The organism is Mesorhizobium sp. M0598, from assembly GCF_040320865.1.
Taxonomy (GTDB): Bacteria; Pseudomonadota; Alphaproteobacteria; order Rhizobiales; family Rhizobiaceae; genus Mesorhizobium.
In genome coordinates this window covers 325,266-346,279 of the sequence record NZ_JAMYQL010000004.1, presented here as the reverse complement: position 1 = coordinate 346,279, position 21,014 = coordinate 325,266, and the positions used below count along the sequence as shown (strand labels likewise).

Annotated in this window: 19 protein-coding genes, 1 tRNA gene, 1 pseudogene and 1 riboswitch; of the genes and pseudogenes, 11 read left to right on the top strand and 10 right to left on the bottom strand. The window is 63.3% G+C overall.

Annotation, left to right across the window (positions count from 1 at the left end; genetic code table 11):
* On the bottom strand, positions 1 to 663 hold the full coding sequence (locus NKI59_RS08465) for a response regulator transcription factor (protein ID WP_031211969.1): 663 nt from the start codon (positions 661 to 663) through the stop codon (positions 1 to 3).
* A 117-nt stretch (positions 664 to 780) separates the two neighbouring features.
* The gene (locus NKI59_RS08460) at positions 781 to 1,212 is read right to left on the bottom strand and encodes a hypothetical protein (RefSeq protein WP_352703535.1); all 432 of its coding nucleotides are present in this window, start codon (positions 1,210 to 1,212) and stop codon (positions 781 to 783) included.
* 126 nt (positions 1,213 to 1,338) lie between these two features.
* Here NKI59_RS08460 and NKI59_RS08455 point away from each other — a divergent pair, with 126 nt between their 5' ends.
* Both NKI59_RS08455 and NKI59_RS08450 read left to right on the top strand, forming a co-directional pair.
* Entirely contained in the window at positions 1,339 to 1,689 is a 351-nt protein-coding gene (locus NKI59_RS08455; protein ID WP_352703532.1) for a DUF952 domain-containing protein, read from the top strand.
* Positions 1,686 to 2,762, top strand: a complete 1,077-nt coding sequence (locus NKI59_RS08450) for a quinone-dependent dihydroorotate dehydrogenase (RefSeq protein WP_352703530.1) — start codon at positions 1,686 to 1,688, stop codon at positions 2,760 to 2,762. The genes NKI59_RS08455 and NKI59_RS08450 overlap by 4 nt, the downstream gene beginning before the upstream one ends.
* Positions 2,763 to 2,765: 3 nt before the next feature.
* On the opposite strand, the gene NKI59_RS08445 is transcribed toward NKI59_RS08450, so the two are convergent.
* Complete coding sequence (locus tag NKI59_RS08445) at positions 2,766 to 4,190, bottom strand: MATE family efflux transporter (protein WP_352703596.1); 1,425 nt, start codon at positions 4,188 to 4,190, stop codon at positions 2,766 to 2,768.
* Between the two features lie 50 nt (positions 4,191 to 4,240).
* Between NKI59_RS08445 and NKI59_RS08440 the strand changes: the two genes are divergently transcribed.
* Positions 4,241 to 5,143, top strand: coding sequence for a histone deacetylase family protein (locus tag NKI59_RS08440; RefSeq protein WP_352703528.1), 903 nt, complete (start codon positions 4,241 to 4,243; stop codon positions 5,141 to 5,143).
* A gap of 4 nt (positions 5,144 to 5,147) precedes the next feature.
* Here the strand turns inward: NKI59_RS08440 and NKI59_RS08435 are convergent, their stop codons facing one another.
* Positions 5,148 to 5,411 (bottom strand): DUF6460 domain-containing protein, encoded by a 264-nt coding sequence (locus tag NKI59_RS08435; RefSeq protein WP_023677362.1) that lies wholly within the window; start codon positions 5,409 to 5,411, stop codon positions 5,148 to 5,150.
* 130 nt (positions 5,412 to 5,541) lie between these two features.
* Between NKI59_RS08435 and NKI59_RS08430 the strand changes: the two genes are divergently transcribed.
* Positions 5,542 to 5,615 (top strand) — tRNA-Gly (locus NKI59_RS08430).
* Between the two features lie 314 nt (positions 5,616 to 5,929).
* Here the strand turns inward: NKI59_RS08430 and NKI59_RS08425 are convergent.
* Positions 5,930 to 6,919 (bottom strand): LysR family transcriptional regulator, encoded by a 990-nt coding sequence (locus NKI59_RS08425; RefSeq protein WP_352703526.1) that lies wholly within the window; start codon positions 6,917 to 6,919, stop codon positions 5,930 to 5,932.
* A 317-nt stretch (positions 6,920 to 7,236) separates the two neighbouring features.
* Here NKI59_RS08425 and chvE point away from each other — a divergent pair, with 317 nt between their 5' ends.
* The 4 genes from chvE to araD1 all read left to right on the top strand — a co-directional run bounded on the left by chvE (position 7,237) and on the right by araD1 (position 12,405).
* A complete protein-coding gene (gene chvE / locus NKI59_RS08420) occupies positions 7,237 to 8,301 on the top strand; it encodes a multiple monosaccharide ABC transporter substrate-binding protein (protein WP_023677360.1) in 1,065 nt (354 codons plus the stop codon).
* Positions 8,302 to 8,400: 99 nt separating this feature from the next.
* Positions 8,401 to 9,933, top strand: coding sequence for a multiple monosaccharide ABC transporter ATP-binding protein (gene mmsA / locus NKI59_RS08415; RefSeq protein ID WP_352488233.1), 1,533 nt, complete (start codon positions 8,401 to 8,403; stop codon positions 9,931 to 9,933).
* Positions 9,930 to 11,222 (top strand): multiple monosaccharide ABC transporter permease, encoded by a 1,293-nt coding sequence (mmsB, locus tag NKI59_RS08410; protein WP_023677358.1) that lies wholly within the window; start codon positions 9,930 to 9,932, stop codon positions 11,220 to 11,222. The genes mmsA and mmsB overlap by 4 nt, the downstream gene beginning before the upstream one ends.
* Before the next feature lie 190 nt (positions 11,223 to 11,412).
* Positions 11,413 to 12,405 (top strand): AraD1 family protein, encoded by a 993-nt coding sequence (gene araD1 / locus NKI59_RS08405; RefSeq protein ID WP_023677357.1) that lies wholly within the window; start codon positions 11,413 to 11,415, stop codon positions 12,403 to 12,405.
* Positions 12,406 to 12,435: 30 nt separating this feature from the next.
* Here araD1 and NKI59_RS08400 read toward each other — a convergent pair whose 3' ends face one another.
* Complete coding sequence (locus NKI59_RS08400) at positions 12,436 to 13,530, bottom strand: 2'-deoxycytidine 5'-triphosphate deaminase (protein WP_352703524.1); 1,095 nt, start codon at positions 13,528 to 13,530, stop codon at positions 12,436 to 12,438.
* 134 nt (positions 13,531 to 13,664) lie between these two features.
* Positions 13,665 to 13,742: riboswitch (SAM riboswitch) on the top strand.
* Between the two features lie 70 nt (positions 13,743 to 13,812).
* Here NKI59_RS08400 and NKI59_RS08395 point away from each other — a divergent pair.
* Positions 13,813 to 15,003, top strand: a complete 1,191-nt coding sequence (locus tag NKI59_RS08395; RefSeq protein ID WP_352703522.1) for an O-succinylhomoserine sulfhydrylase — start codon at positions 13,813 to 13,815, stop codon at positions 15,001 to 15,003.
* A gap of 36 nt (positions 15,004 to 15,039) precedes the next feature.
* Here NKI59_RS08395 and NKI59_RS08390 read toward each other — a convergent pair.
* Positions 15,040 to 16,046 (bottom strand): annotated as a pseudogene (locus NKI59_RS08390) (glycosyltransferase).
* Positions 16,047 to 16,271: 225 nt separating this feature from the next.
* On the opposite strand from NKI59_RS08390, the gene apaG reads away from it, so the two are divergent.
* The gene (apaG, locus tag NKI59_RS08385; RefSeq protein ID WP_352703520.1) at positions 16,272 to 16,664 is read left to right on the top strand and encodes a Co2+/Mg2+ efflux facilitator ApaG/CorD; all 393 of its coding nucleotides are present in this window, start codon (positions 16,272 to 16,274) and stop codon (positions 16,662 to 16,664) included.
* A gap of 6 nt (positions 16,665 to 16,670) precedes the next feature.
* Here apaG and NKI59_RS08380 read toward each other — a convergent pair whose 3' ends face one another.
* From NKI59_RS08380 to NKI59_RS08370, 3 genes are all read right to left on the bottom strand, one after another.
* Positions 16,671 to 17,681: an Hsp33 family molecular chaperone gene (locus NKI59_RS08380; protein WP_352703517.1), complete on the bottom strand. Its 1,011-nt coding sequence runs from the start codon at positions 17,679 to 17,681 to the stop codon at positions 16,671 to 16,673.
* A 162-nt stretch (positions 17,682 to 17,843) separates the two neighbouring features.
* Positions 17,844 to 18,755 (bottom strand): ornithine carbamoyltransferase, encoded by a 912-nt coding sequence (gene argF / locus NKI59_RS08375; RefSeq protein ID WP_254816329.1) that lies wholly within the window; start codon positions 18,753 to 18,755, stop codon positions 17,844 to 17,846.
* A gap of 14 nt (positions 18,756 to 18,769) precedes the next feature.
* Positions 18,770 to 19,969: an aspartate aminotransferase family protein gene (locus NKI59_RS08370; protein ID WP_352703515.1), complete on the bottom strand. Its 1,200-nt coding sequence runs from the start codon at positions 19,967 to 19,969 to the stop codon at positions 18,770 to 18,772.
* A gap of 355 nt (positions 19,970 to 20,324) precedes the next feature.
* Here NKI59_RS08370 and NKI59_RS08365 point away from each other — a divergent pair, with 355 nt between their 5' ends.
* Complete coding sequence (locus NKI59_RS08365) at positions 20,325 to 20,849, top strand: GcrA family cell cycle regulator (protein WP_352703513.1); 525 nt, start codon at positions 20,325 to 20,327, stop codon at positions 20,847 to 20,849.
* Positions 20,850 to 21,014: the final 165 nt, after the last annotated feature.

Here is a 21,014-nt window from a genome sequence, read left to right as displayed (position 1 = left end):
TCAGCCGGCCGTCTGCAGCGGGTCGCTGCCGATTTTGGACAAAAGGATGACCGCCTGCGTGCGGCTGTCGACGCCGAGCTTCTGCAGGATGGCCGAGACATGCGCTTTGATCGTCGCTTCGGAGACCCCGAGCTCATAGGCGATCTGCTTGTTGAGCAGTCCCTCAGCCAGCATGCCGAGCACGCGCGTCTGCTGCGGGGTCAGCGCCTGCAGCCGCTTGATCAGGTCGGAAATCTCGGGATCGCGCTCGACGCCGAGATCGATGCCGACGGGAGCCGCGATATCGCCTGCGAGCACCGACTGCACCGCATTGCGGATCTCCTCCATGCTGGCCGATTTGGAGATGAAGCCGGAGGCGCCGAGATCGAGCGCGCGCCGGATCGTCACCGGATCGTCATGCGCCGAGACGACCATCATCGGCACCGCCGGATGGATGCCGCGCAGCGAAATCAGGCCGGAAAGACCGCTTGCCCCCGGCATCGAGAGATCGAGCAGCACCAGATCGACATCCTCATTGGCCAGGACAAGCGCCTTGGCGCTTTCGAAATCGCCAGCCTCGTGAATGGCGGCAACATCTCCGATACCCGCGAGTGCCTCCCTCAATGCACCGCGAAAAAGCGGGTGATCATCGGCAATGACGAATGTGTAGCCCAACGGTGATATCCCTCCCCGAATCCCGTTGGCGATGTTCCGCCTTGCAGGATCTGAACGATTGTAACGCTACGCCTGCCGTCCGGCGTGGGCGGCTTGCTATTCCCGCCCGGGTCTTTTGCGAATTGCCTAGGTCTTTTGCGAATTGAGCTTGGCGCCGTCGTCGTCCTTGTCCATGTCCTTGACGATATCCATGAAGCTGCGCAGGAAGCGCTCCATGTAGCCCATCGTCTTGTTGAAATCCTCCTCGCTGGGCAAAGTCGATTCGAAACGGGCGGCAAGCGAATTTTCGAGCTTGGCGACGCGTTCGTCGAGCGCCTTCACCGAACTTTGCAGCCGGTCGACCTCGCCCTGGAAGGCGGCACGTTCGTCGGCCGCCGTCTTGCAGACGAGCTGGCCGGAGCGTTCCTCGCAGAGCGACATGGCGCCGGTTTGCGTATCCATGCGGACATAGCCATTGGCCGATTTCTCCAACCGGTAGCGATCGGCTTCCTCGGAAAAGGCCGACGCCGCGACAAGCGACACCAGTGCTGCGGGGATCAAGACGTGTTTCAGACGCATGTTTTCCTCCATGAGCCAGTCAGCGCAATCTATCACAGTTTGCGCCTGAAATGGGGATGAACCTGAAATGGGGAAGAACACGGGCCTGCCCTTCCCCGCGTGGTCGGTTCGCACTATAGCGCAACGATGTCCGAGATCATCTACAAGATAGTTCCCGAGGCGCTGTGGCGCGAGGCTGAAAGAGAAGGCGGCTTCACCGGCGCGCCGATCGACGTCGCCGACGGCTTCATCCATTTTTCCACCGCCGGGCAGGTTCGGGAAACGGCGGCCAAACATTTCGCCGGCCAAAGCCGGTTGCTGCTGGTCGCCGTCGATAGCGCGCGCCTCGGCGATGCGCTGAAATATGAGGTCTCGCGCGGCGGCGCCCTGTTCCCGCATCTCTCTGGCGGGCTCGGCCTCGATGCGGTCGTTTCGGTGCAGGCATTGCCGCTCGGCGCTGACGGCCGGCATGAATTCCCGGCGCTGGAGGCCGAATGAGCGCGTTCGACCGGATCGGCCAGAAACTGCTGTTCACGCTCGATCCGGAAACCGCGCATGGGCTGTCGATTGCCGCGCTGAGATGCGGGCTGCCGGTCGCCGGTCGTCCGCCGCAGGACAACAGGTTAAAGGTCAGCCTTTGCGGGCTCGGTTTCCCGAACCCGCTCGGCATGGCCGCGGGTTACGACAAGAATGCCGAAGTGCCGGACGCGCTGCTCGGCCTCGGCTTCGGCTTCGCCGAGGTCGGCACGATCACGCCGCTGCCGCAGACGGGCAATCCGAAGCCGCGCATCTTCCGGCTGCCTTCGGACGGGGCAGTGATCAACCGGCTGGGCTTCAACAATGAAGGCCACGCCGCCGCGGAAAAGCGCCTTGCCGCCCGCATGGGCCGTGCCGGCATCGTCGGCGTCAACATCGGCGCCAACAAGGACAGCACCGACCGCGTCAGTGACTATGAACGCGGCGTGGTCCGGTTCGCGCGATATGCCAGTTATCTGGCAATCAACATCTCCTCGCCGAACACGCCGGGCCTGCGCAACATGCAGGCACGCGAACAGCTTGGCGAACTTCTGTCGCGGGTCATGGCCGCGCGTGCGGCAGCACCGGCAAAACCGCCCGTGTTCCTCAAGATCGCGCCGGATCTGGTCGAGGCCGAGCTTGAGGACATCGCCGCCGAGATCAGCGACAAGCAAATGGACGGCGTCATCGTCTCCAACACAACGATCGCGCGAGCCGGCCTGAGCAGCGCCGGCCTTGCCGGCGAGACCGGCGGGCTTTCGGGGAAACCCTTGTTCGAGCGCTCGACTATCGTGCTGGCAAGGATGCGAAAACTGCTTGGCCCGGATCCCACCATCATCGGCGTCGGCGGCGTCGATTCCGCCGAGACGGCGCTGGAAAAGATCCGTGCCGGCGCCGATCTCGTCCAGCTCTATACCGGCATGATCTATGCCGGGCCCGCGCTGCCGGGGCGCATTCTTTCCGGCATGGCCCGTTTCATGGACAGTCAACGGCTGAAGTCGCTGCGCGAGCTTCGCGACAGCCGCCTCGATCACTGGGCGGCGAAACCGTTTTAGCGATCAGCCAAAGACCGCGCGCACCCGCAGCCGCAATATGGCGAGCAGGCTGAAGCCGCGTACCAGCAGGAAGACATGCAACGCCGCCCACAAGCCGTGATTACCGAAGGCCGGCGCCAGGATCAGCAGCGCGGCGCTGAACGCCAGGAATGACAACAGCATCATGTTGCGCATGTCGCGCGACCATGTTGCGCCGATGAAGACACCGTCCATCTGGAAAGCCAGCACGCCGCTGAGCGCGGTGAACGCCGCCCAGGGCAGGTAGATGTCGGCAATGGCGCGGACGTCCGTCGCGGTCGTGATCAGGGCGACGAGATCGGTGCCCTCCAGCAGGAAGAAGAGTGTCGCCGCGCCGGCCAGACCGAGTCCCCAAAGCAGCGTCAGCCGCACCGCCTCGTTAAAGGCGGTGGCGGCGCGCGCTCCGATGGCGCGGCCGGCGAGCTGCTCGGCGGCAGTGGCGAAACCGTCGATGAAATAGCCGGCAACCAGGAACAGGTTCATCAGCACGGCGTTGGCGGCCAGCGTCAGCGTGCCGAACTGCGCGCCCTGGCGCGTGAACAGCGCGAAGGCGGCGAGCAGCGAAAAGGAGCGGATCATGATATCGCGGTTGAGCGACATCATGCGCAGGAATGCCGGCAGATCGAGGACGCGGTGGCGCGGCAGCCTGGGTGCCGCCCAGAAGCGCCGGCCGACGATGGCGAGACCCAGCAGCATGGCGACGAATTCGCCGGTGAGCGTCGCCCAGGCGACGCCGGCGACGCCCCAGCCGAACTCCAGGCCAAGCAGGAAGCAGAGGGCGATGTTGATGCCGTTCAGTATCAATTGCAGCATCAGCCCGAGCCCGCCCTCGCCGCGCCCAAGCACGTAACCGAGGATGGCGTAATTGATCAGGGAGAACGGTGCGGCGAGCATCCTGATGCGGATATAGACGTCCATCGCCGCGCTGACGCGCGGTTCGGCGCCTATGAACCATTGCCCGGCGGTGGAGACCAGCGGCGCAAGCGCGGCAAGCACGACGCCGGCGACGACCGCGATCAGCACGGCGCGCCAGAACACCGCCTGCTCCTCCAGCGCATCGCCGCGCCCGAAGGCCTGGGCGACGAGGCCGGTGGTGCCGGAGCGCAGGAAGTTGAAGGTGGTGAAAACGACGTCGAAGATCAGGGCGGCGGCCGCCAGGCCGCCGAGAAGGGCGGCGTCGCCGAACTGCCCAACCACCGCCGTGTCGACAATTCCGAGCAACGGTGTCGTCAGATAGGCAAGCGTCATCGGCACGGCGATGGCGAGCACCGAGCGGTTGGTGACGACGAAGGCCCTGGCTTCGGTGGCGTGGACTTCGGTGGGTAAAGCCTGCTCCAAACGCGTGTTGCTTCCTGTTGCGGCTTGATCGGCTAGCCGATGTGCCCCAGTTTGCGGACCTCGCGCAACCATCCACGCCGCTATGGTCAACCGAAACCCGCCTCTGGCGCACCGCCCGTCCCATGCCCTTGCAGATCGTTCATCATCCCGACTACGACGCCGGCTTCGCCGTCAACCACCGCTTCCCGATGAGCAAATATCCGCTGCTGATGGATGCCTTGCGGGCACGCGGCCTGGCGCAGCCCGAAGCGCTCAACATGCCGGAGGCGGCGCGGCCATCATGGCTGAAGCTTGCCCACGCGGTCGACTATGTCGACCAGGTGCTTGCCTGCGAAGTGCCGGTGGCGATCGAGCGCGAGATCGGCTTTCCCGTGGGACCGCGGGTTTCGCTGAGGGCGCAGCTCGCAACGGCCGGCACGGTGCTGGCAGCGCGGCTGGCGTTGCTGAACGGCATCGCCTGCAACACCGCCGGCGGCAGCCATCATGCACGGCGCGAGCAAGGCGCCGGCTTCTGCACCTTCAACGACGTAGCCGTTGCCGCGCTGGTGCTGCTCGCCGAAGCTGCTGTCCAAAACATCCTGGTCGTCGACCTCGACGTGCATCAGGGCGACGGCACGGCGGATATCCTGAACGACGAGCCGCGCGTGTTTACCTTCTCCATGCATGGCGACCGCAACTACCCCGCACGCAAGATCGCCTCCAACCTCGATGTCGCCCTGCCCGACGGCGCCGGCGATGCAGCCTATCTGGAGCGGCTGGACGCCATCCTGCCGGAGCTGTCGGCGCGAAGGCGCTGGGACCTCGTCTTCTACAATGCCGGCGTCGATGTCCATGTCGAGGACCGGCTCGGCAGGTTGTCGCTCACGGATGACGGGCTGCGCGCCCGCGACGATATGGTGATCCGCCATTTCCGCACGCTTGGCATACCGGTATGCGGCGTTATCGGCGGCGGCTATTCGACGGATGTCGCAGCACTTGCTGCACGGCACGCCATCCTGTTCGAGGTGGCGGCGGGCTACGCCTGAAAATTCACTTCCGGTAGTTAGCGATCCTGAGCAGGATGAAGGCCGGCACGACGATCGCGGCACCGAGCAGGATGTAGCCGAGGAAACGGTCGATGGCGTGGAAGCCCAAATTCCACAGGTCGATGAAGAATTTGCGAATGCCGTAAAGCACATCCATCGGCGACCAGCCGAAGGCATTCATGACCAGCCCGACGAGGAACGACACCACAAGCAGCTTCAGGATCACCCGGAGCGGCGTATCGCCGAGAAAGCGGTTCAGTGCGGACAAGCCTGTCTCCACAGTCGGGTGCCGCGATTCGGGCACATGCCTAGAAATACGCAGTTGATAGCCCTGCATCAAGCCGAGCCCTCAAACCGGATTGCGCATCGGCGCCGGGCCATGATATCGGAGAACCAGCGCGGGTATGATGTAATGGTAGCTTGTCAGCTTCCCAAGCTGAACGCGCGGGTTCGATTCCCGCTACCCGCTCCAGCTTTTGCCCCCGGTGCATTGCACTTGTTCTGGCCAAGCTGAAAACCAGCGGATTTATAGGCAGTTTTACAGCCCGGCTGGCCGTCTTTCATCTGTTTGGCCGATGTGCCAGTTCGTGGAATATCTCACATTGAGGGTCGGCGGGGCCTCGAATGACCCCAACCGGAAAGTCTACCCTTGGCCCGCTGGCTTCTGCTGGCGGGCTTTTTTTTGAGCATCAGGCAGTAGTGGCCGACGTGCATCGGCGCCGCTGCTGGCGGGCCTGTCTGGTCGTCTGGCCGGCCGCGGGATGCGCCCGCTACCCGCTCCAACTCTCAGCCCACCTCTCGCAAAATAAAATCGTGCAGCATCTTGGCTGCCGGTGACAGCGCGCGGTTCTTCACCGTGATCAGGCTGTAGGGCCTGACCTCGATGTCGAATTCAGTCTGGACGACATCGATAGCGCCGGCCAGGCCTTCGGGGTTCTGGATGAACTTCGCGACCTGGATCGACACCGGCGCGATGGCGTCGGATTGCGCGACCATGACCAGAGTCAATAGCAGCGAGCTGGTATTGAGGATGCGGTCCGGCAGCGCGATGTTGCGGTTCAGGAAGTTGCTCTCCATCGCCTGGCGCAGCGGCGAGCCGCCCGACTGGAAAACCCAGTCATAGGCGGCGGTGTCTTCCAGCCGCACCGCCTTGCCCTTGGTCAGCGGGTGGCCGCGGCGCACGATCAGGCAGGCTTTCTCGACGCCGATGACGCGCGCTTCGAACAGCCGCGGATTGAGGTCGTCGGGGATGCGGGCGATGATGAAATCGTGGCGCGAGGCGATCAGCTCGCGCGCCAGGACGTTCGAGGTCTCGACCTGCATGGTGATTTCGATGCGCGGATAAAGGCGCCGGATCTCGCGGATCGCCGGCACCGCCAGCTCGATCGCCGGTGCTGTCACCGCGCCCAGGAACACCGAGCCGCCTTTGCCCGCCTTGAGCTCGAAAATCTCGCGGTCGACCTCGCGCATCTCGAGCAGGATCGATCGCGCGCGCCGTGCCAACGCCTTGCCATAGGGTGTCAGCGTGATGCCGCGCGGCAGCCTTTCGCAGAGCTTGACGTCGAGCACCGCCTCCATCTCGGCGATCATGCGCGAGGCCGCCGGCTGCGAGATGTTCATGACCTGGGCCGCGGCACTCACCCGGCCGTGCTCGTCGAGGGCTGCGATCATGCGCATGTGACGCAGGCTCAAGCCGCTGCGCAGCAAGGTTCTGCCATCACCCGGAATTTCATCGTAACTGGCTGATATTCCGTCAGGATTTCGCAGCGCCGCCATGATTCTTCCCTACTCTTACGCCCGGCGCCCTGGCTGGATCCGGCAGCGTCGTCACTAGCCTAAGCCATATCAGTCTCGATATAGCAACCATCAAAGATCGCATTTGACAGTTATGGCAAAGCGACACACCCTTCGCGTGTCCTGAGGCTTGACGGTCGGTGACGAGGGAAAACTCGTATCGATTGAAACCAGAGTCTCGGGGCCGATTGGGAGGATACCGGAGATCGATTGACGGCAGCGGCGCGTTTGGCGCTCCTGCACGATTGCGCGGCCCACAAAACCCAAGGGTACGCGTCCATCAACCAGGGAGAGTTAATGTGAAGATTGTCAAGACACTGGCCGCCGTCGCGGCCCTAGGCATCGCGGCCATGACGCTGCCGGCGCAGGCTGGCGAAGGCCTGATCGGCGTGCTGATGCCCACCAAGACCTCGCAGCGCTGGATCAACGACGGCGATGCCGTCAAGTCCCAGCTCGAGGCTCTGGGCTACACTGTCGACCTGCAGTACGCGCAGGACGACATTCCGAACCAGCTCAGCCAGCTGGAAAACGAAATCACCAAGGGCCCGAAGGCGCTGATCATCGCTTCGATCGACGGCACCACGATGGGCGATGCGCTGCAGAAGGCGAATGACGCCGGCGTTGTCGTCGTCGCTTACGACCGCCTGATCAAGAAGACGCCAAATGTCGACTACTACACCACCTTCGACAATTTCGGCGTCGGCGTCATCCAGGCCAAATCGCTGCTCAAGGGTCTCGGTTATCCCGAGAAGAAGGGCCCGTTCAACATCGAGCTGTTCGGCGGTTCGCCGGACGACAACAATGCGTTCTTCTTCTATAACGGCGCCATGTCGGTTCTTCAGCCGCTGATCGACGACAAGACCCTCGTCGTGAAGTCCGGCCAGATGGGCATGGACAAGGTCGGCACGCTGCGCTGGCTGGCGGCAACCGCCCAGGCCCGCATGGACAATCTGCTCTCCGCCAACTACTCGGACGGCAGCCGCGTCGATGGCGTGCTCTCGCCCTATGACGGCCTGTCGCGCGGCATCATCGCTTCGCTGCGCGCCGTAGGCTACGGCACCGCCGATCAGCCATGGCCGATCGTCACCGGACAGGACGCCGAGACCGCTTCGGTCAAGGCGATCATCGCCGGCGAACAGTATTCGACCGTGTTCAAGGACACCCGCGAACTCGCCAAGGCGACGGTCGAACTCGTCGACAAGGTGCTCTCGGGCGGCAAGCCGGAAGGCCTCGACACCACGACCTACAACAACGACGTCAAGGTCGTTCCCTCGATCCTGTTGACACCGCACGACGTCGACAAGTCGAACTATCAGGCCCTGGTGGTCGACTCCGGCTACATCAAGGCCGAAGAACTGAAGTAATCGCGGTTACAAAGCCTGGGGTCCTGCGCAGGCAGGGCCCCTTTTCGTTGGCGAGCCAGCCCGGTATTGTTTGCGGACCTCGCAGGAGTGGTATTCTCAATGGCATCGACGATTTTGGAGATGCGCGACATCACCAAGACGTTTCCCGGCGTCAAGGCGCTGTCGAACGTCAAGCTCATGGTCGAGGAAGGCGAGATCCATGCCGTGGTCGGCGAGAACGGCGCCGGCAAGTCGACGCTGATGAAGGTGCTGTCGGGTGTATATCCGTCAGGCACCTATGACGGCCAGATCATCTATCGCGGCGATGAGTGCCATTTCAAAGGCATCCATGACAGCGAGCGCAAGGGCATCGTCATCATCCACCAGGAGCTTGCGCTGGTGCCGATGCTGTCGATCGCCGAAAACATCTTTCTCGGCAACGAGCACGCCAGATACGGCGTCATCGACTGGAATGCCAATGAGGCGCGCACCAGCGCCCTGCTCAAGAAGGTCGGCCTCAAGGAGGACCCCAACACGCTGATCACCAATATCGGCGTCGGCAAGCAGCAGCTGGTCGAGATCGCCAAGGCGCTCAGCAAGGAAGTGAAGTTGCTCATTCTCGACGAGCCGACCGCGAGCCTGTCCGAAAAGGACAGCCAGGCGCTGCTCGATCTGCTGCTCGAATTCAAGCGGCAAGGCATCACTTCGATCCTGATCTCGCACAAGCTCAACGAGGTGAACCGGGTCGCCGACAAGGTCACCATCATCCGTGACGGGCGGACCATCGAGACGCTGGCCAAGAAGGACATCTCGGAGGACCGCATCATTACCTCGATGGTCGGCCGTTCGCTCGACGACCGCTATCCGCCGCGCGAGCCGAAGATCGGCGAGACCGTTCTCGAAGTGAAAAACTGGTCGGTCTACCACCCCATCCATGCCGAGCGGCAGGTCATCAAGGGTATCAACCTCAACGCCCGCAAGGGCGAAGTGGTCGGCATTGCCGGGCTGATGGGCGCCGGCCGGACCGAGTTTGCCATGAGCCTGTTCGGCCGGTCCTATGGCCGCCGCATCACCGGCGAGGTGTTCCTTGACGGCAAGCCGATCGATGTCTCCTCGGTGAGCAAGGCGGTGGAACACGGCATCGCCTACGTTACCGAGGACCGCAAGACCTACGGGCTCAACCTGATCGATCATATCAAGCACAACATCACACTCGCCAACCTGCCCGGCGTGTCGCGCCACGGCGTGATCGACGATTTGCGCGAGCTTTCGGTCGCCAACGATTATCGCGGCAGGACCAATATCCGCGCCTCGAGCGTCTACCAGATGACCGGCAACCTTTCTGGCGGCAATCAGCAGAAGGTGGTGCTGTCGAAATGGCTGTTCGCCAATCCGGAAGTGCTGATCCTCGACGAGCCGACACGCGGTATCGACGTCGGCGCCAAGTATGAAATCTATACGATCATCGCGCGTCTCGCCTCCGAGGGTAAGGCAATCATCGTCATCTCGTCGGAAATGCCCGAACTGCTCGGCATCACCGACCGCATCTACGTCATGAACGAAGGACGCATCGTCGGCGAAATGGCGGCAAGCGACGCCAGCCAGGAAAAGATAATGCGCGCCATCGTCCGCGGAGAAGGAAAAGCATCATGAGCACCGAAAGCGCTCCCGGGCCGCAGACCGGCGTTGCCCAGGATCTACAACAGGGACCTCGCATTGCCGTCTCGGCGCTGGTCACCAACCTGCGCGAATACGGGTTGGTGCTGGCGTTGATCGCAATCATGGTGTTCTTCCAGTTCACCACGTCCGGTACGCTGTTCAAGCCGGTGAACCTCAGCAATCTCGTGCAGCAGAACAGCTTCATCATCGTGATGGCGCTGGGCATGCTTCTGGTGATCGTTTCGGGTCACATCGATCTCAGCGTCGGCTCCGTCGCCGGCTTCATCGGCGCACTGGCGGCGATGATGATGGTCATCTGGCCGCTTGGCCCATTGAGCAATCCGCTGGTGGTGTCGATCATCTGCCTGATCGTCGGTGGTGCGATCGGCGCGGCACAAGGCTACTGGATTGCCTATCACCGAATACCGAGCTTTATCGTCACGCTGGCGGGCATGCTGATCTTCCGCGGCATCTGCCAGGCGCTGCTGGGTGGCGGGTCTTCCGTAGGGCCGCTTCCCGTCGGCTTCAAGGCGCTCAGTTCCGGCTTCATTCCGGACCTGATCGGCCCATTGACGCTGATACCGCCAACCGTGAACGCCGCCGGCAAAACCATTGTCGGCAGCGGCCTGACGCTGCACCTGACGACGATCGTGATCGGCCTCGTCGCCGTGCTCGCCTATGCCTATTTCGGGCTCAGGGCACGGCGCACCCGCGAGAAACATGGCTACGAAGCCGAGCCCTTCTCGCTGTTCGTCGTCAAGACCCTGGTGATCAGCGCGCTGGCGCTGTTTCTCGTCTACCAATTCGCCACCTATAGGGGCCTCCCCATCGTTCTCATGGTGATGGGCGTGCTGATCGCGTTGTTCGTCTTCGTTACCAAACGCATGACGATCGGCCGTCGCATCTATGCGATGGGCGGCAATGTCAAGGCAGCCCAGCTATCGGGCATCAAGACCGAACGGCTGACGTTGATGGTGTTCATCAATATGGGCGTGCTGTCGGCACTCGGCGGCCTGATTATCGCAGCGCGCCTGGGGCAGGCTGTGCCGGCGGCCGGCCTCGGCAGCGAGCTCGACGTCATCGCCGCGGTGTTCATCGGTGGCGCTTCGGCGATGGGCGGCGTCGGCCAGGTCATCGGCGCGGTGGTCGGCGGCTTCATCATGGGCGTCATGAACAACGGCATGTCGATCATGGGCGTCAATGTCGATTGGCAGCAGGTGGTCAAAGGCCTGGTGCTGCTCGGCGCCGTCGTCTTCGACGTCTACAACAAGAACAAGGCTTGAGAGGCAACCAGGAGGCATACGGGTCACATCGCGGCGCTGCCGGGCGGCGCAAAGAAGTCCCCCGAGGGACCTGATCCGCGAGCGCAATCCGGACGAAGAATTTCAACCGAGGCGCGGACAGGGTCCGGGCCGCGCAGGGCAGGGTTTGCCAAGAAAGGCACGCCAAGCCCACAATTCAGAGAGGGTTACCATGCTGATCTCACAAATCCTCGACGACGCCGAGACGATCCGCGTCGTTGCCCGCAGCGGCGGCAAGACCCGCGTCATCAACGGCGCCCGCAGCGTCTATTCGCTGGCGATGGAAGCCGCGCGTACCGGCAGCGGGCTTGTCGCCCTGATCGAGCGCAAGGGCTTCGGCGAAACCGTCGATCTCGACGCAGCCTACAAGAAGGGCCGGCTGCTGTCGCCGATCAACCATCCCGATCCGGCGCATCTCCATCTCACCGGTACCGGGCTGACGCATCTCGGCTCCGCCGCGACCCGCGATTCCATGCACAAGAAGCTCAGCACGGACGGCGAGGAACAGCTGACCGATTCCATGAAGATGTTCCGCATGGGGCTTGAGGGCGGCAAGCCGGCGAAGGGCCAGACCGGCGTGCAGCCGGAATGGTTCTACAAGGGCAACGGCACCATGGCGGTGGCGCCCGGTGCGGCGCTTATGTCGCCGGCCTTCGCCCAGGATGCCGGCGAGGAGCCGGAAATCGCCGGGATCTATGTGATCGGCGACGACGGCGCCCCGTTCCGTGTCGGCTTCACCCTGTCGAACGAGTTTTCCGACCACGTCACCGAACGTGTGAACTATCTCTTCCTCGCCCATTCCAAGCTGCGCAACGCCTCGTTCGGCCCGGAGATCCTGATCGGCGACCTGCCGTCCGACATCCGCGGCGCTTCACGCATCCTACGCGACGGCAAGCTGCTTTGGGAAAAGCCGTTCCTGTCGGGCGAGGCGAACATGTCGCACACCATTGGCAATCTCGAGCATCACCACTTCAAATACTCGGCCTTCCGCCAGCCGGGCGACGTGCATGTACACATGTTCGGCACGGCGACGCTGTCCTTCGCCGACGGCATCAGGACCGAGGCCGGCGACGTATTCGAAATCGAGGCGCAGGATTTCGGCCTGCCGCTGCGCAACCCGCTTGAAATCGAGCAGCCGGTGAAGGTGGCGGTGAAGGCTCTTTGAGCCGGGCGTAGCCCGCAGGTGAGAGGAAGCTCAGCGCGCGGCGCGGAAATGCTTGGACAGTTTCAGGCCCTGCGCCTGATAGTTCGAGCCTAGATCTGTGCCGTAGAGCGCCTGCGGCCGTTTCAGCATGTGCTCGTAGACCAACCGTCCGACGATCTGGCCGTGGTCGAGGATGAACGGCACTTCGTGGCTACGCACCTCGAGCACCGCCCGGCTGCCGGTGCCGCCCGACGCCGAATGGCCGAAACCCGGGTCGAAGAAACCGGCATAATGGACGCGGAACTCGCCGACCAGCGGGTCGAAAGGCGTCATTTCGGCGGCGTAGAGTGGCGGCACATGCACCGCCTCGCGCGACACCAGAATATAGAATTCGTCCGGATCGAGCACCAGCTCGCCGGCACCGCTCTTGTAGAGCGGCTCCCAGAAATCGACGACGTCCTGCGCGGCGCGCTTATCGACGTCGACCAGGCCGGTGTGGTGCTTGCCGCGATAGCCGACAAGCCCATCCTTGTCGCCGTCGAGGTCGATCGACAGCGCGATGCCGCCGCCTGAGATGTTGGGTGGTTCGGTGGCGACCAGCATCTCGGCGCGGTGCAGGTCGTGCAGCTCGCTTTCCGACAAGAGCGCATTGCCGGTGCGGAACCTGATCTGCGACAGCCGCGAGCCGGTGCGCACGATGATCGGGAAAGTGCGCGGGCTGACCTCCAGATAGAGCGGGCCTTCATAGCCGGCGGCGATCTTGTCGAACTCGTGGCCACGGTCGGTCATTACCCGGGTGAAGATATCGAGCCGTCCGGTCGAGCTTTTCGGGTTGGCGGAGGCGGAAATATGGGCGGGCAGCGCCAGGCTTTCGAGCAGCGGCACGATGTAGACGCAGCCGGTTTCCAGCACGGCACCTTCGGCGAGATTGATCTCGTGCAGCTTCAGCCGGTCGAGCTTGTCGACAACCCTGTGGTCCGGGCCGGGCAAGAAGGAAGCGCGCACCCGCCAGGCCTTGTCGCCGAGCCTGAGGTCAAGGCTGGCCGGCTGGATCTGATCGGCATCGAGCGTGCGCGGCGATTTCAGCGCGCCCGTCTGGAACAGCACGGAAATATCCTGATCGGGAAGAATGCCTGTCTGCCGCAAGGTCTGGCTCCGTTCGAACGCCGGGCGACGTCTTGTTCTGTCGCAGGTCCGACCGTGGACGCCTTTGGCACCTGCTTGGTACAACCCTCTTAATCATGCCGGCAATTGACGCAAGCGTGGCGCGGGTCTAAAGCTCGTTATCCCGTGGTGATTTGGCCGGTCGGCTTGCAGCCACGTTAAACAAGTCGCTAAAGGACCGTCGGGCCGCAAGGCCATATGGACCGGTTGCGACTTTCGCGACCGGTTTTTTGTTGTTTGGACCAATTTTGGTGTTTGGATGGAATGATGACCAAGAAGCGCGACTGGAAGCCTCAGACCGCACTCGTGCATGCCGGGACGCTGCGTTCCGGCTTCGGCGAGACCTCCGAGGCGATGTATCTCACCCAAGGCTATGTCTACGAGACGGCGCAAGCGGCGGAGGCCCGCTTCAAGGGCGAGGAGCCGGGCTTCATCTATTCGCGCTATGCCAATCCGACGGTCGACATGTTTGAGAAACGCATGTGCGCGCTGGAAGGAGCCGAGGACGCGCGCGCCACGGCATCCGGCATGGCGGCGGTGACGGCAGCACTGCTGTGCAGCGCCAAGGCGGGCGACCATATCTTGGCGGCGCGCGCGCTGTTCGGCTCCTGCCGCTGGGTGGTCGAGACGCTGGCGCCGAAATACGGCATTGAGGCAACGCTGGTCGACGGCACCGACATCGCCAATTGGGAAAAGGCGGTCAAGCCCAACACCAAACTGTTTTTCCTGGAAAGCCCGACCAATCCGACGCTGGAGGTAGTCGACATTGCCGCCGTCGCGGCACTTGCCAATTCGATCGGCGCCAGGTTGATCGTCGACAATGTCTTCGCCACGCCCTTGCAGCAGAAACCCCTGCATCTCGGCGCCCACATCGTCGTCTATTCGGCCACGAAGCATATTGACGGCCAGGGGCGCTGTCTTGGCGGCATCGTTCTGTCGGACAAGAAATGGATCGACGAGAACCTGCATGACTATTTCCGTCACACCGGCCCGAGCCTCTCGCCCTTCAATGCCTGGACGCTGCTGAAAGGCCTGGAGACGCTGCCGCTACGCGTACGCCAGCAGACGGAAAGTGCCGGCCGCATCGCGGATTTCCTGGCCGAGCGCCCGGAAATCGCCCGCGTCATCTATCCCGGCCGCGCCGACCACCCGCAAGCGGCCGTGGTCCAGAAGCAGATGTCGGGCGGCTCGACGCTGATTTGCCTCGATGTGAAGGGCGGCAAGCAGGCGGCCTTTGCCTTCCAGAACGCACTCGACGTCGTGCTGATTTCCAACAATCTCGGCGACGCCAAGAGCCTGATCACCCACCCGGCGACGACGACGCACAAGAACTTGACCGATGAGGCCCGCGCCGAGCTCGGCATCGGACCGGGAACGCTCAGGCTGTCAGTTGGCCTTGAGGACGCCGACGACCTGCTCGAAGACATCGAGCAGGCACTGAGAGTTGCCGGATAAGGGCTGGCCGAATAGAGGCGAGCGGGGACGCGCCGATCAGGCGCCGGACGGGGTCTCTTCCAGCTCCGCGACGGCCTTGGTCTGGATAGTCATCACATTGCCGCGCCAGTCGACGGCGCCGCTCAGCCATCCGCGCGCCCAAATGGCGGGAAGCATCAGGTCTCGCGCCATCATCGCCAGGATGGTGCGCAGCGACAGGTGCCATCCCTTGGCCGAGGCCAAGGCGCATTCCGGCAGGTAGGCCGCGACCAGCACGGCGATGGCGGTTGCCGGCAGGCTGACGCCGGCGTCAGCCGCCGCGATCAGCGCAAGCACCAGCGGCGGCGCTGCGCCGATCAGGATCTCGGGGGCGAAGAACAGCGCGAAGGTGACGCGGCGCAGCCGCGCCCAGCGCGCCTGCCGCGACCAGATCTCGCCAAACGTGCGCCGGCCGAGCGGCTGTTCAAAGGGCGAGGCGACAAGATTGACCCGCAGTCCGAGCCCGTTGACCAGCTTGGTCGCGGCGGCGTCTTCGGCGATCTCGGCAGCAAGCGCGCCGATGCCGCCATTGGCGTCGAGCATCGGCTTATTCCACAACATGCTCTTGCCTTGCGCGAAGCCGAGGCCGAGCGCCTCTCCGGCGTACTGCCAGCGTGCCTGCAGCGTGTTGAGAAAGGCGCATTCGACCTCGCCCCAGAAGCCGTCCGGCCGCGAGCCGATCGGCGTCGAGCAGACGAGGCCGGTGTCGTGCCGCCACGCCGCCATCAGGTGCTGGACGTAGTCGCTCGGCATAAGCACGTTGGAATCGGCAAGGATGACCCAGCTATAATGCGCCGCTTCCCAACCCTTCACGGCCAGTCGAGTGAGAAGGCGCGCTCCAGCGTCTCTTCGGCAAACGGCTCGACGCCGCGCGCCGGGATGACGATCGATACCGGCAGCGCGTTGGCCGCGGGCGGTGCGATCCTTCCTGGTCGCTTCAGCTTCAGCGAAGCTAACAGGATGCTGGCGAGATTTGAAAGAAGGAGGGCTATGGAAAGGAGGGCGGCTGCGAATGTCGGTTCCATCGAGATCTGGTCACTCCAGAAGTGCCGGCCGCATGACGGCCGTTTTCAACAATTCGACAGAACGCTGAGTCGCCGGCACAAGCCTGCACACCATCATTGTCATGTGTCACTTAAATGACATTGTTTTTCGGCACCTGCGCTCGAGTCGGGCAAGAAGATGACGCGCATCGTTGATCAAACTGCGCTGAGCGTCGAAGTTCCATCTACATTGCTTTGGAGCAGTTTATGTATAGCGCCGTCACCCGCAACATCGAAGTGCAGGTCAGGCCGTTCTATCTGGAGGATCACTCCGACCCGCCGCAAAACCGCTATGTCTGGGGATATCAGGTGACCATCGACAATCAGTCGGATGAGTTCGTGCAGCTTCTGTCGCGCTACTGGCAGATTACCGACGGCACCGGCAAGGTCGAGGAAGTGCGCGGCCCCGGGGTCGTCGGCGAGCAACCCGGACTCAACCCCGGCGACAGCTATCAGTATACGTCTGGATGCCCGCTCTCGACGCCGTCCGGCATCATGGTCGGGCACTACACCATGCGCAACAAGCGGGGCGAGACGTTCGACGTCGCCATCCCCGCCTTCTCGCTCGACTTGCCGGGAATGCGGCGCACCGTCAATTGATGGCCGTCATCCGGCCGCTGCAAACTCCGCCGGGTCGAAGTCATATTGCTTCGAGCAGAATTCGCAGGCGACGTGAATGCTGCCATCCTCGGTGCTGTCCCTGATCTCCTCGGCGGAAAAGCCTTCGAGGATGCCGTGGATCTTCTCCCTCGAGCATGAGCACTGGTCGGCGACCGGCACCCCGCCGAACACGCGGACGCCATGCTCGTGGAAAAGCCGGTAAAGCAGCCGTTCGGCGCCGATCGTCGGATCGATCAGCTCGGTCGGTTCAATAGTACCAACCAGCGCCAGCAGCTCCTGCCAGGAATTGTCGGTCGGGTCGTGGATTTCCTCACGCGGATCGCCGTCGCCACCGGGAAGGTCGGGTACGCGCATGCGCTCCGCCGACTGCGGCAGGAATTGTGCCAGCAGGCCACCGGCCCGCCATTGCTCGCGGGCACCGCCGACGCCGGGCGTCAGAAGCTTGGCAACCGAAAGCCGGAGGTCGGTCGGAATCTGCTCCGACTGGCGGAAATAAGTGCGTGCGGCATCTTCCAGTGTGACGCCGTCGAGCTGGACGATGCCCTGGTAGCGTTGTGTGTGAGCGCCCTGGTCGATGGTCAGCGCCAGGACGCCGCTGCCGAGCAGCGTCTGCAGTGACGTCTCGCCGGCAGAAGTCAAAGCCTGCAGCCGGTCGGCATCGAAGCGGGCATAAGCGCGCAGCGCGTGCGGCGTGGAGAAATCCGCGACCAGCATGTCGACCGGCCCGTCGGTGCGGGTCTGCAGAATGAACTTGCCCTCGAACTTCAGCGAAGTTCCGAGCAATACCGTCAACACACAGGCTTCAGCCAGGAGCCGGGCGACCGGCTCGGGATAGTCGTGGCGGCTGAGAATAGCATCGAGCATCGGCCCGAGCTGGACGGTGCGACCGCGCACGTCGAGCGGGCCGACCTCGAACGGCACGACATGGTCGTCGCCGGCGTAGCCGAATTCGCCGAGCTTGGGTTTATGTTCAGCCAATTGATGAGTTTCCAACATGACAAAGCTCCGGGGCGCGGCGATGCCGCCCTCCGGGGCGCATGCGACGAGACGCGCTCGATTTGCGTGATGCGCCTGAGATAGGCACCACCAACTCCCGGATCAAGGCGGCCCAGATCAAGGCGGCGCAGATCAGGCCGGCCCGGATCACCGCGGCTCGTATCAAGCGCCCAGGCACCAGGCCAAGACCGCCTTCTGGGCATGGAGCCGGTTCTCGGCCTCATCGAACACCACCGAATGCGGTCCGTCGATGACCTCGTCGGTAACCTCCTCACCGCGATGCGCCGGTAGACAGTGCATGAACAGCGCGTCCGGCTTGGCTTTCGCCATCAGTGCCGCATTGACCTGATAGGGCAGGAAGACATTGTGGCCGCGGGCACGGTGCTCCTGGCCCATCGACACCCAGCAGTCGGTGACGATGCAGTCGGCCTCGTGAACGGCCTCCTCGGGCGAACGGGTGAATTTCAGCTTGCCGCCATTGGCTTTCGACCAGTCGACATGCTTCTGGGCCGGTTCGCTGCCCTCGGGCACGGCGACGTTCAGCTTGAAATGGAACCGCGCGGATGCCTCCAGCAGCGAATGCAGCACGTTGTTGCCGTCGCCGGTCCAGGCGATCGTTTTACCGGCCACCGGACCGCGGTGCTCTTCGAAGGTCATGATGTCGGCCATCAGCTGGCAGGGATGGGTCTCGTCGGTCAGCCCGTTGATGACGGGGACCGTAGCGTTTTCCGTCAGTTCCAGCAGCCGGTCATGCGAGGTGGTGCGGATCATGATGGCATCGACATAGCGCGACAGCACCTTGGCCGTGTCGGCAATGGTCTCCGAGCGGCCAAGCTGCATCTCGGTGCCGGTCAGCATGATCGTCTCGCCACCCAACTGCCGCATACCGACGTCGAACGACACGCGCGTGCGCGTCGACGGCTTGTCGAAGATCATCGCCAGCACCTTGCCTTCGAGCGGCTTGCTGCGTTCGCCGGCCTTGAGCCTTGCCTTTCGCACCGCTGCGTCGTCGAGCATGAAGCGCAGATCGCCTTCGGAAACGGCGGAAAGATCGGTGAAATGGCGAAGGGACATCAGGAATTCCAGGATTACTTCGCAGCGGCAGCGACGATGGCATCTGCCAGGCTCTTGGCGCCGGCACGAATGCGCTCGAGCGCTTCGCGGATCTCGGCGTCGGTGACGGTGAGAGGCGGCAGCAGGCGGATAACGTTGTCGCCGGCCGGAACCGTCAAGAGATGCTGGTCACGCAGTGCCACCGTGACCTTGGTGTTGGGCATCGCGCATTTAAGCCCGAGCATCAGGCCGGTGCCCCTGATGCTTTCGATAACATCCGGAAATTCGTCGGCGACGCCAGCGAGCCCCTGCTTCAACAGCAGTGCCTTGCGCCGGACGTCTTCGAGAAAGCCGTCTTCCAGCACCACGTCGAGCACGGCGTTGCCGACCGCCATTGCCAGCGGATTGCCGCCGAAGGTGGTGCCGTGCACGCCGGCGGTCATGCCGACCGCTGCCTCGTCGGTGGCGAGGCAGGCACCCATCGGGAAGCCGCCGCCGATGCCTTTGGCCACCGCCATGAGGTCGGGTGTGACACCCGCCCACTCATGCGCGAACAGCTTTCCGGTGCGGCCGACGCCGCATTGGACCTCGTCGAAAATCAGGAGCAGTCCGTGCTGATCGCAGAGCTGCCTGAGCCGCTTCAGCGATTGCGTCGGCACTTGCCTGATGCCGCCCTCGCCTTGCACCGGCTCGATCAGGATCGCCGCGGTTTCAGGCGTGATCGCCTTCTCGGCGGCATCCATATCGTCGAAACCGACCTGGTCGAAGCCGTCGACCTTGGGGCCGAAACCTTCCAGATACTTGTACTGGCCGCCGGCGGCGATGGTCGCCAGGGTGCGGCCGTGGAAGGCGCCTTCGAAGGTGATTGTGCGGTAGCGCTCGGGATGGCCCTTGACGAAGTGGTAGCGCCGCGCCGTCTTGATGGCGCATTCGAGCGCCTCTGCGCCGGAATTGGTGAAGAACACCTTGTCGGCGAAGCTTGCGTCGGCCAGCCGCTCGCCGAGCCGGCTCTGTCCCGGAATCTCGTACAGATTGGAGACGTGCCAGAGCTTGGCGGCCTGCTCGGTGAGGGCCGCGACCAGATGCGGATGGCTGTAGCCCAACGAATTCACGGCGATGCCGCCGGCGAAATCGAGATATCGCTCGCCCTTGTCGGTGACCAGCCAGGTGCCTTCACCGTGGTCGAAAGCCAGGGGTGCGCGAACAAAGGTCTCGAAAAGCGCCGAACCGCTCATTATATGCGTCTCCGGAACCGGAAAAATCAAAAAGCCGCCAAAGCGGCGGCCCTTGTGGCTTATCGTGTTTTTCGGCCGTGAAGTCAACGAAAAGGTCGCGCAAGGTCGCGCGGCAAGTCCCCCAGCATAACGCCGGCTCATAAGCGACCGGGCAAGTTGGGGAAAACCGAAAAAACCGATTCGTGTTGGCCTTGGGACTCTTGTCACCGAGTCAGCGCATAAGGTAATTGTAGTAGAGAAATAACTAGATTTCGTGCGGCGGACCTAATCACCCGATATATGTGGTGTCTGCCCGGCAGAAGCCGGGTCGGGAATGGATTCCGATTGCCGCACGTTTCAGCAGGAGCGCGGTCTCATGAACTGGACTGACGAGCGAGTCGAACTTCTCAGAAAATTGTGGTCGGAGGGCCTCAGCGCCAGCCAGATCGCCGCACAGCTTGGCGGGGTCAGCCGCAATGCGGTCATCGGCAAAGTGCACCGGCTGAAACTGTCCGGTCGCGGACGCACGACCGCCTCACTGGCACGCCAGAAGAAGACGGTGCAGGGATCGACGATCCAGAAATCGGTGTCCCGGGCAGCAAGCGCCACGCGCCATGCCACCACCTCGATGTCGATCGGTGCGACCGCGCTCAAGGCGCAGTTCGATGCCGAACCGGTGGCGCGCCACTATATTCGCCCGGTCGAGAACGTCGTCGTGCCGATCTCGCGGCATCTGCAACTTGTCGAACTAAACGAGCGCACTTGCAAATGGCCGAACGGCGATCCGCTTTCGGAAGACTTCCATTTCTGCGGCAACGACGCCGCCGAAACCGGCCCCTACTGCAAGTACCACGCCCGCGTGGCGTTCCAGCCGGCATCGGAGCGGCGGCGGAGCAGATAGTTAGGGGAATAGGGGAGCAAGGCAGTACGGCAGTAGGTGAATTGTAGAGAAGCGCGCTCCCGAAGCGATAGAGTAGTTGATTACTGCAGTACGGCCCTACTTCCCTAGTGAACTTCTGCCCTACTGCCGTTATGCCCTACTGCCCTACTGCCCTACTGCCCTCGC

Bases quoted from the DNA above. Each gene is read 5' to 3' on its own strand.
- NKI59_RS08455 (WP_352703532.1), top strand. From the start codon at position 1,339: ATGTCCGAGATCATCTACAAGATAGTTCCCGAGGCGCTGTGGCGCGAG.
- NKI59_RS08380 (WP_352703517.1), bottom strand. From the start codon at position 17,681: ATGTTGGAAACTCATCAATTGGCTGAACATAAACCCAAGCTCGGCGAA.
- araD1 (WP_023677357.1), top strand. From the start codon at position 11,413: ATGCTGATCTCACAAATCCTCGACGACGCCGAGACGATCCGCGTCGTT.
- NKI59_RS08445 (WP_352703596.1), bottom strand. From the start codon at position 4,190: ATGGTTGCGCGAGGTCCGCAAACTGGGGCACATCGGCTAGCCGATCAA.
- NKI59_RS08365 (WP_352703513.1), top strand. From the start codon at position 20,325: ATGAACTGGACTGACGAGCGAGTCGAACTTCTCAGAAAATTGTGGTCG.
- NKI59_RS08440 (WP_352703528.1), top strand. From the start codon at position 4,241: ATGCCCTTGCAGATCGTTCATCATCCCGACTACGACGCCGGCTTCGCC.
- NKI59_RS08395 (WP_352703522.1), top strand. From the start codon at position 13,813: ATGATGACCAAGAAGCGCGACTGGAAGCCTCAGACCGCACTCGTGCAT.
- mmsA (WP_352488233.1), top strand. From the start codon at position 8,401: ATGGCATCGACGATTTTGGAGATGCGCGACATCACCAAGACGTTTCCC.
- NKI59_RS08370 (WP_352703515.1), bottom strand. From the start codon at position 19,969: ATGAGCGGTTCGGCGCTTTTCGAGACCTTTGTTCGCGCACCCCTGGCT.
- NKI59_RS08460 (WP_352703535.1), bottom strand. From the start codon at position 1,212: ATGCGTCTGAAACACGTCTTGATCCCCGCAGCACTGGTGTCGCTTGTC.
- apaG (WP_352703520.1), top strand. From the start codon at position 16,272: ATGTATAGCGCCGTCACCCGCAACATCGAAGTGCAGGTCAGGCCGTTC.
- NKI59_RS08425 (WP_352703526.1), bottom strand. From the start codon at position 6,919: ATGGCGGCGCTGCGAAATCCTGACGGAATATCAGCCAGTTACGATGAA.
- argF (WP_254816329.1), bottom strand. From the start codon at position 18,755: ATGTCCCTTCGCCATTTCACCGATCTTTCCGCCGTTTCCGAAGGCGAT.
- mmsB (WP_023677358.1), top strand. From the start codon at position 9,930: ATGAGCACCGAAAGCGCTCCCGGGCCGCAGACCGGCGTTGCCCAGGAT.
- NKI59_RS08450 (WP_352703530.1), top strand. From the start codon at position 1,686: ATGAGCGCGTTCGACCGGATCGGCCAGAAACTGCTGTTCACGCTCGAT.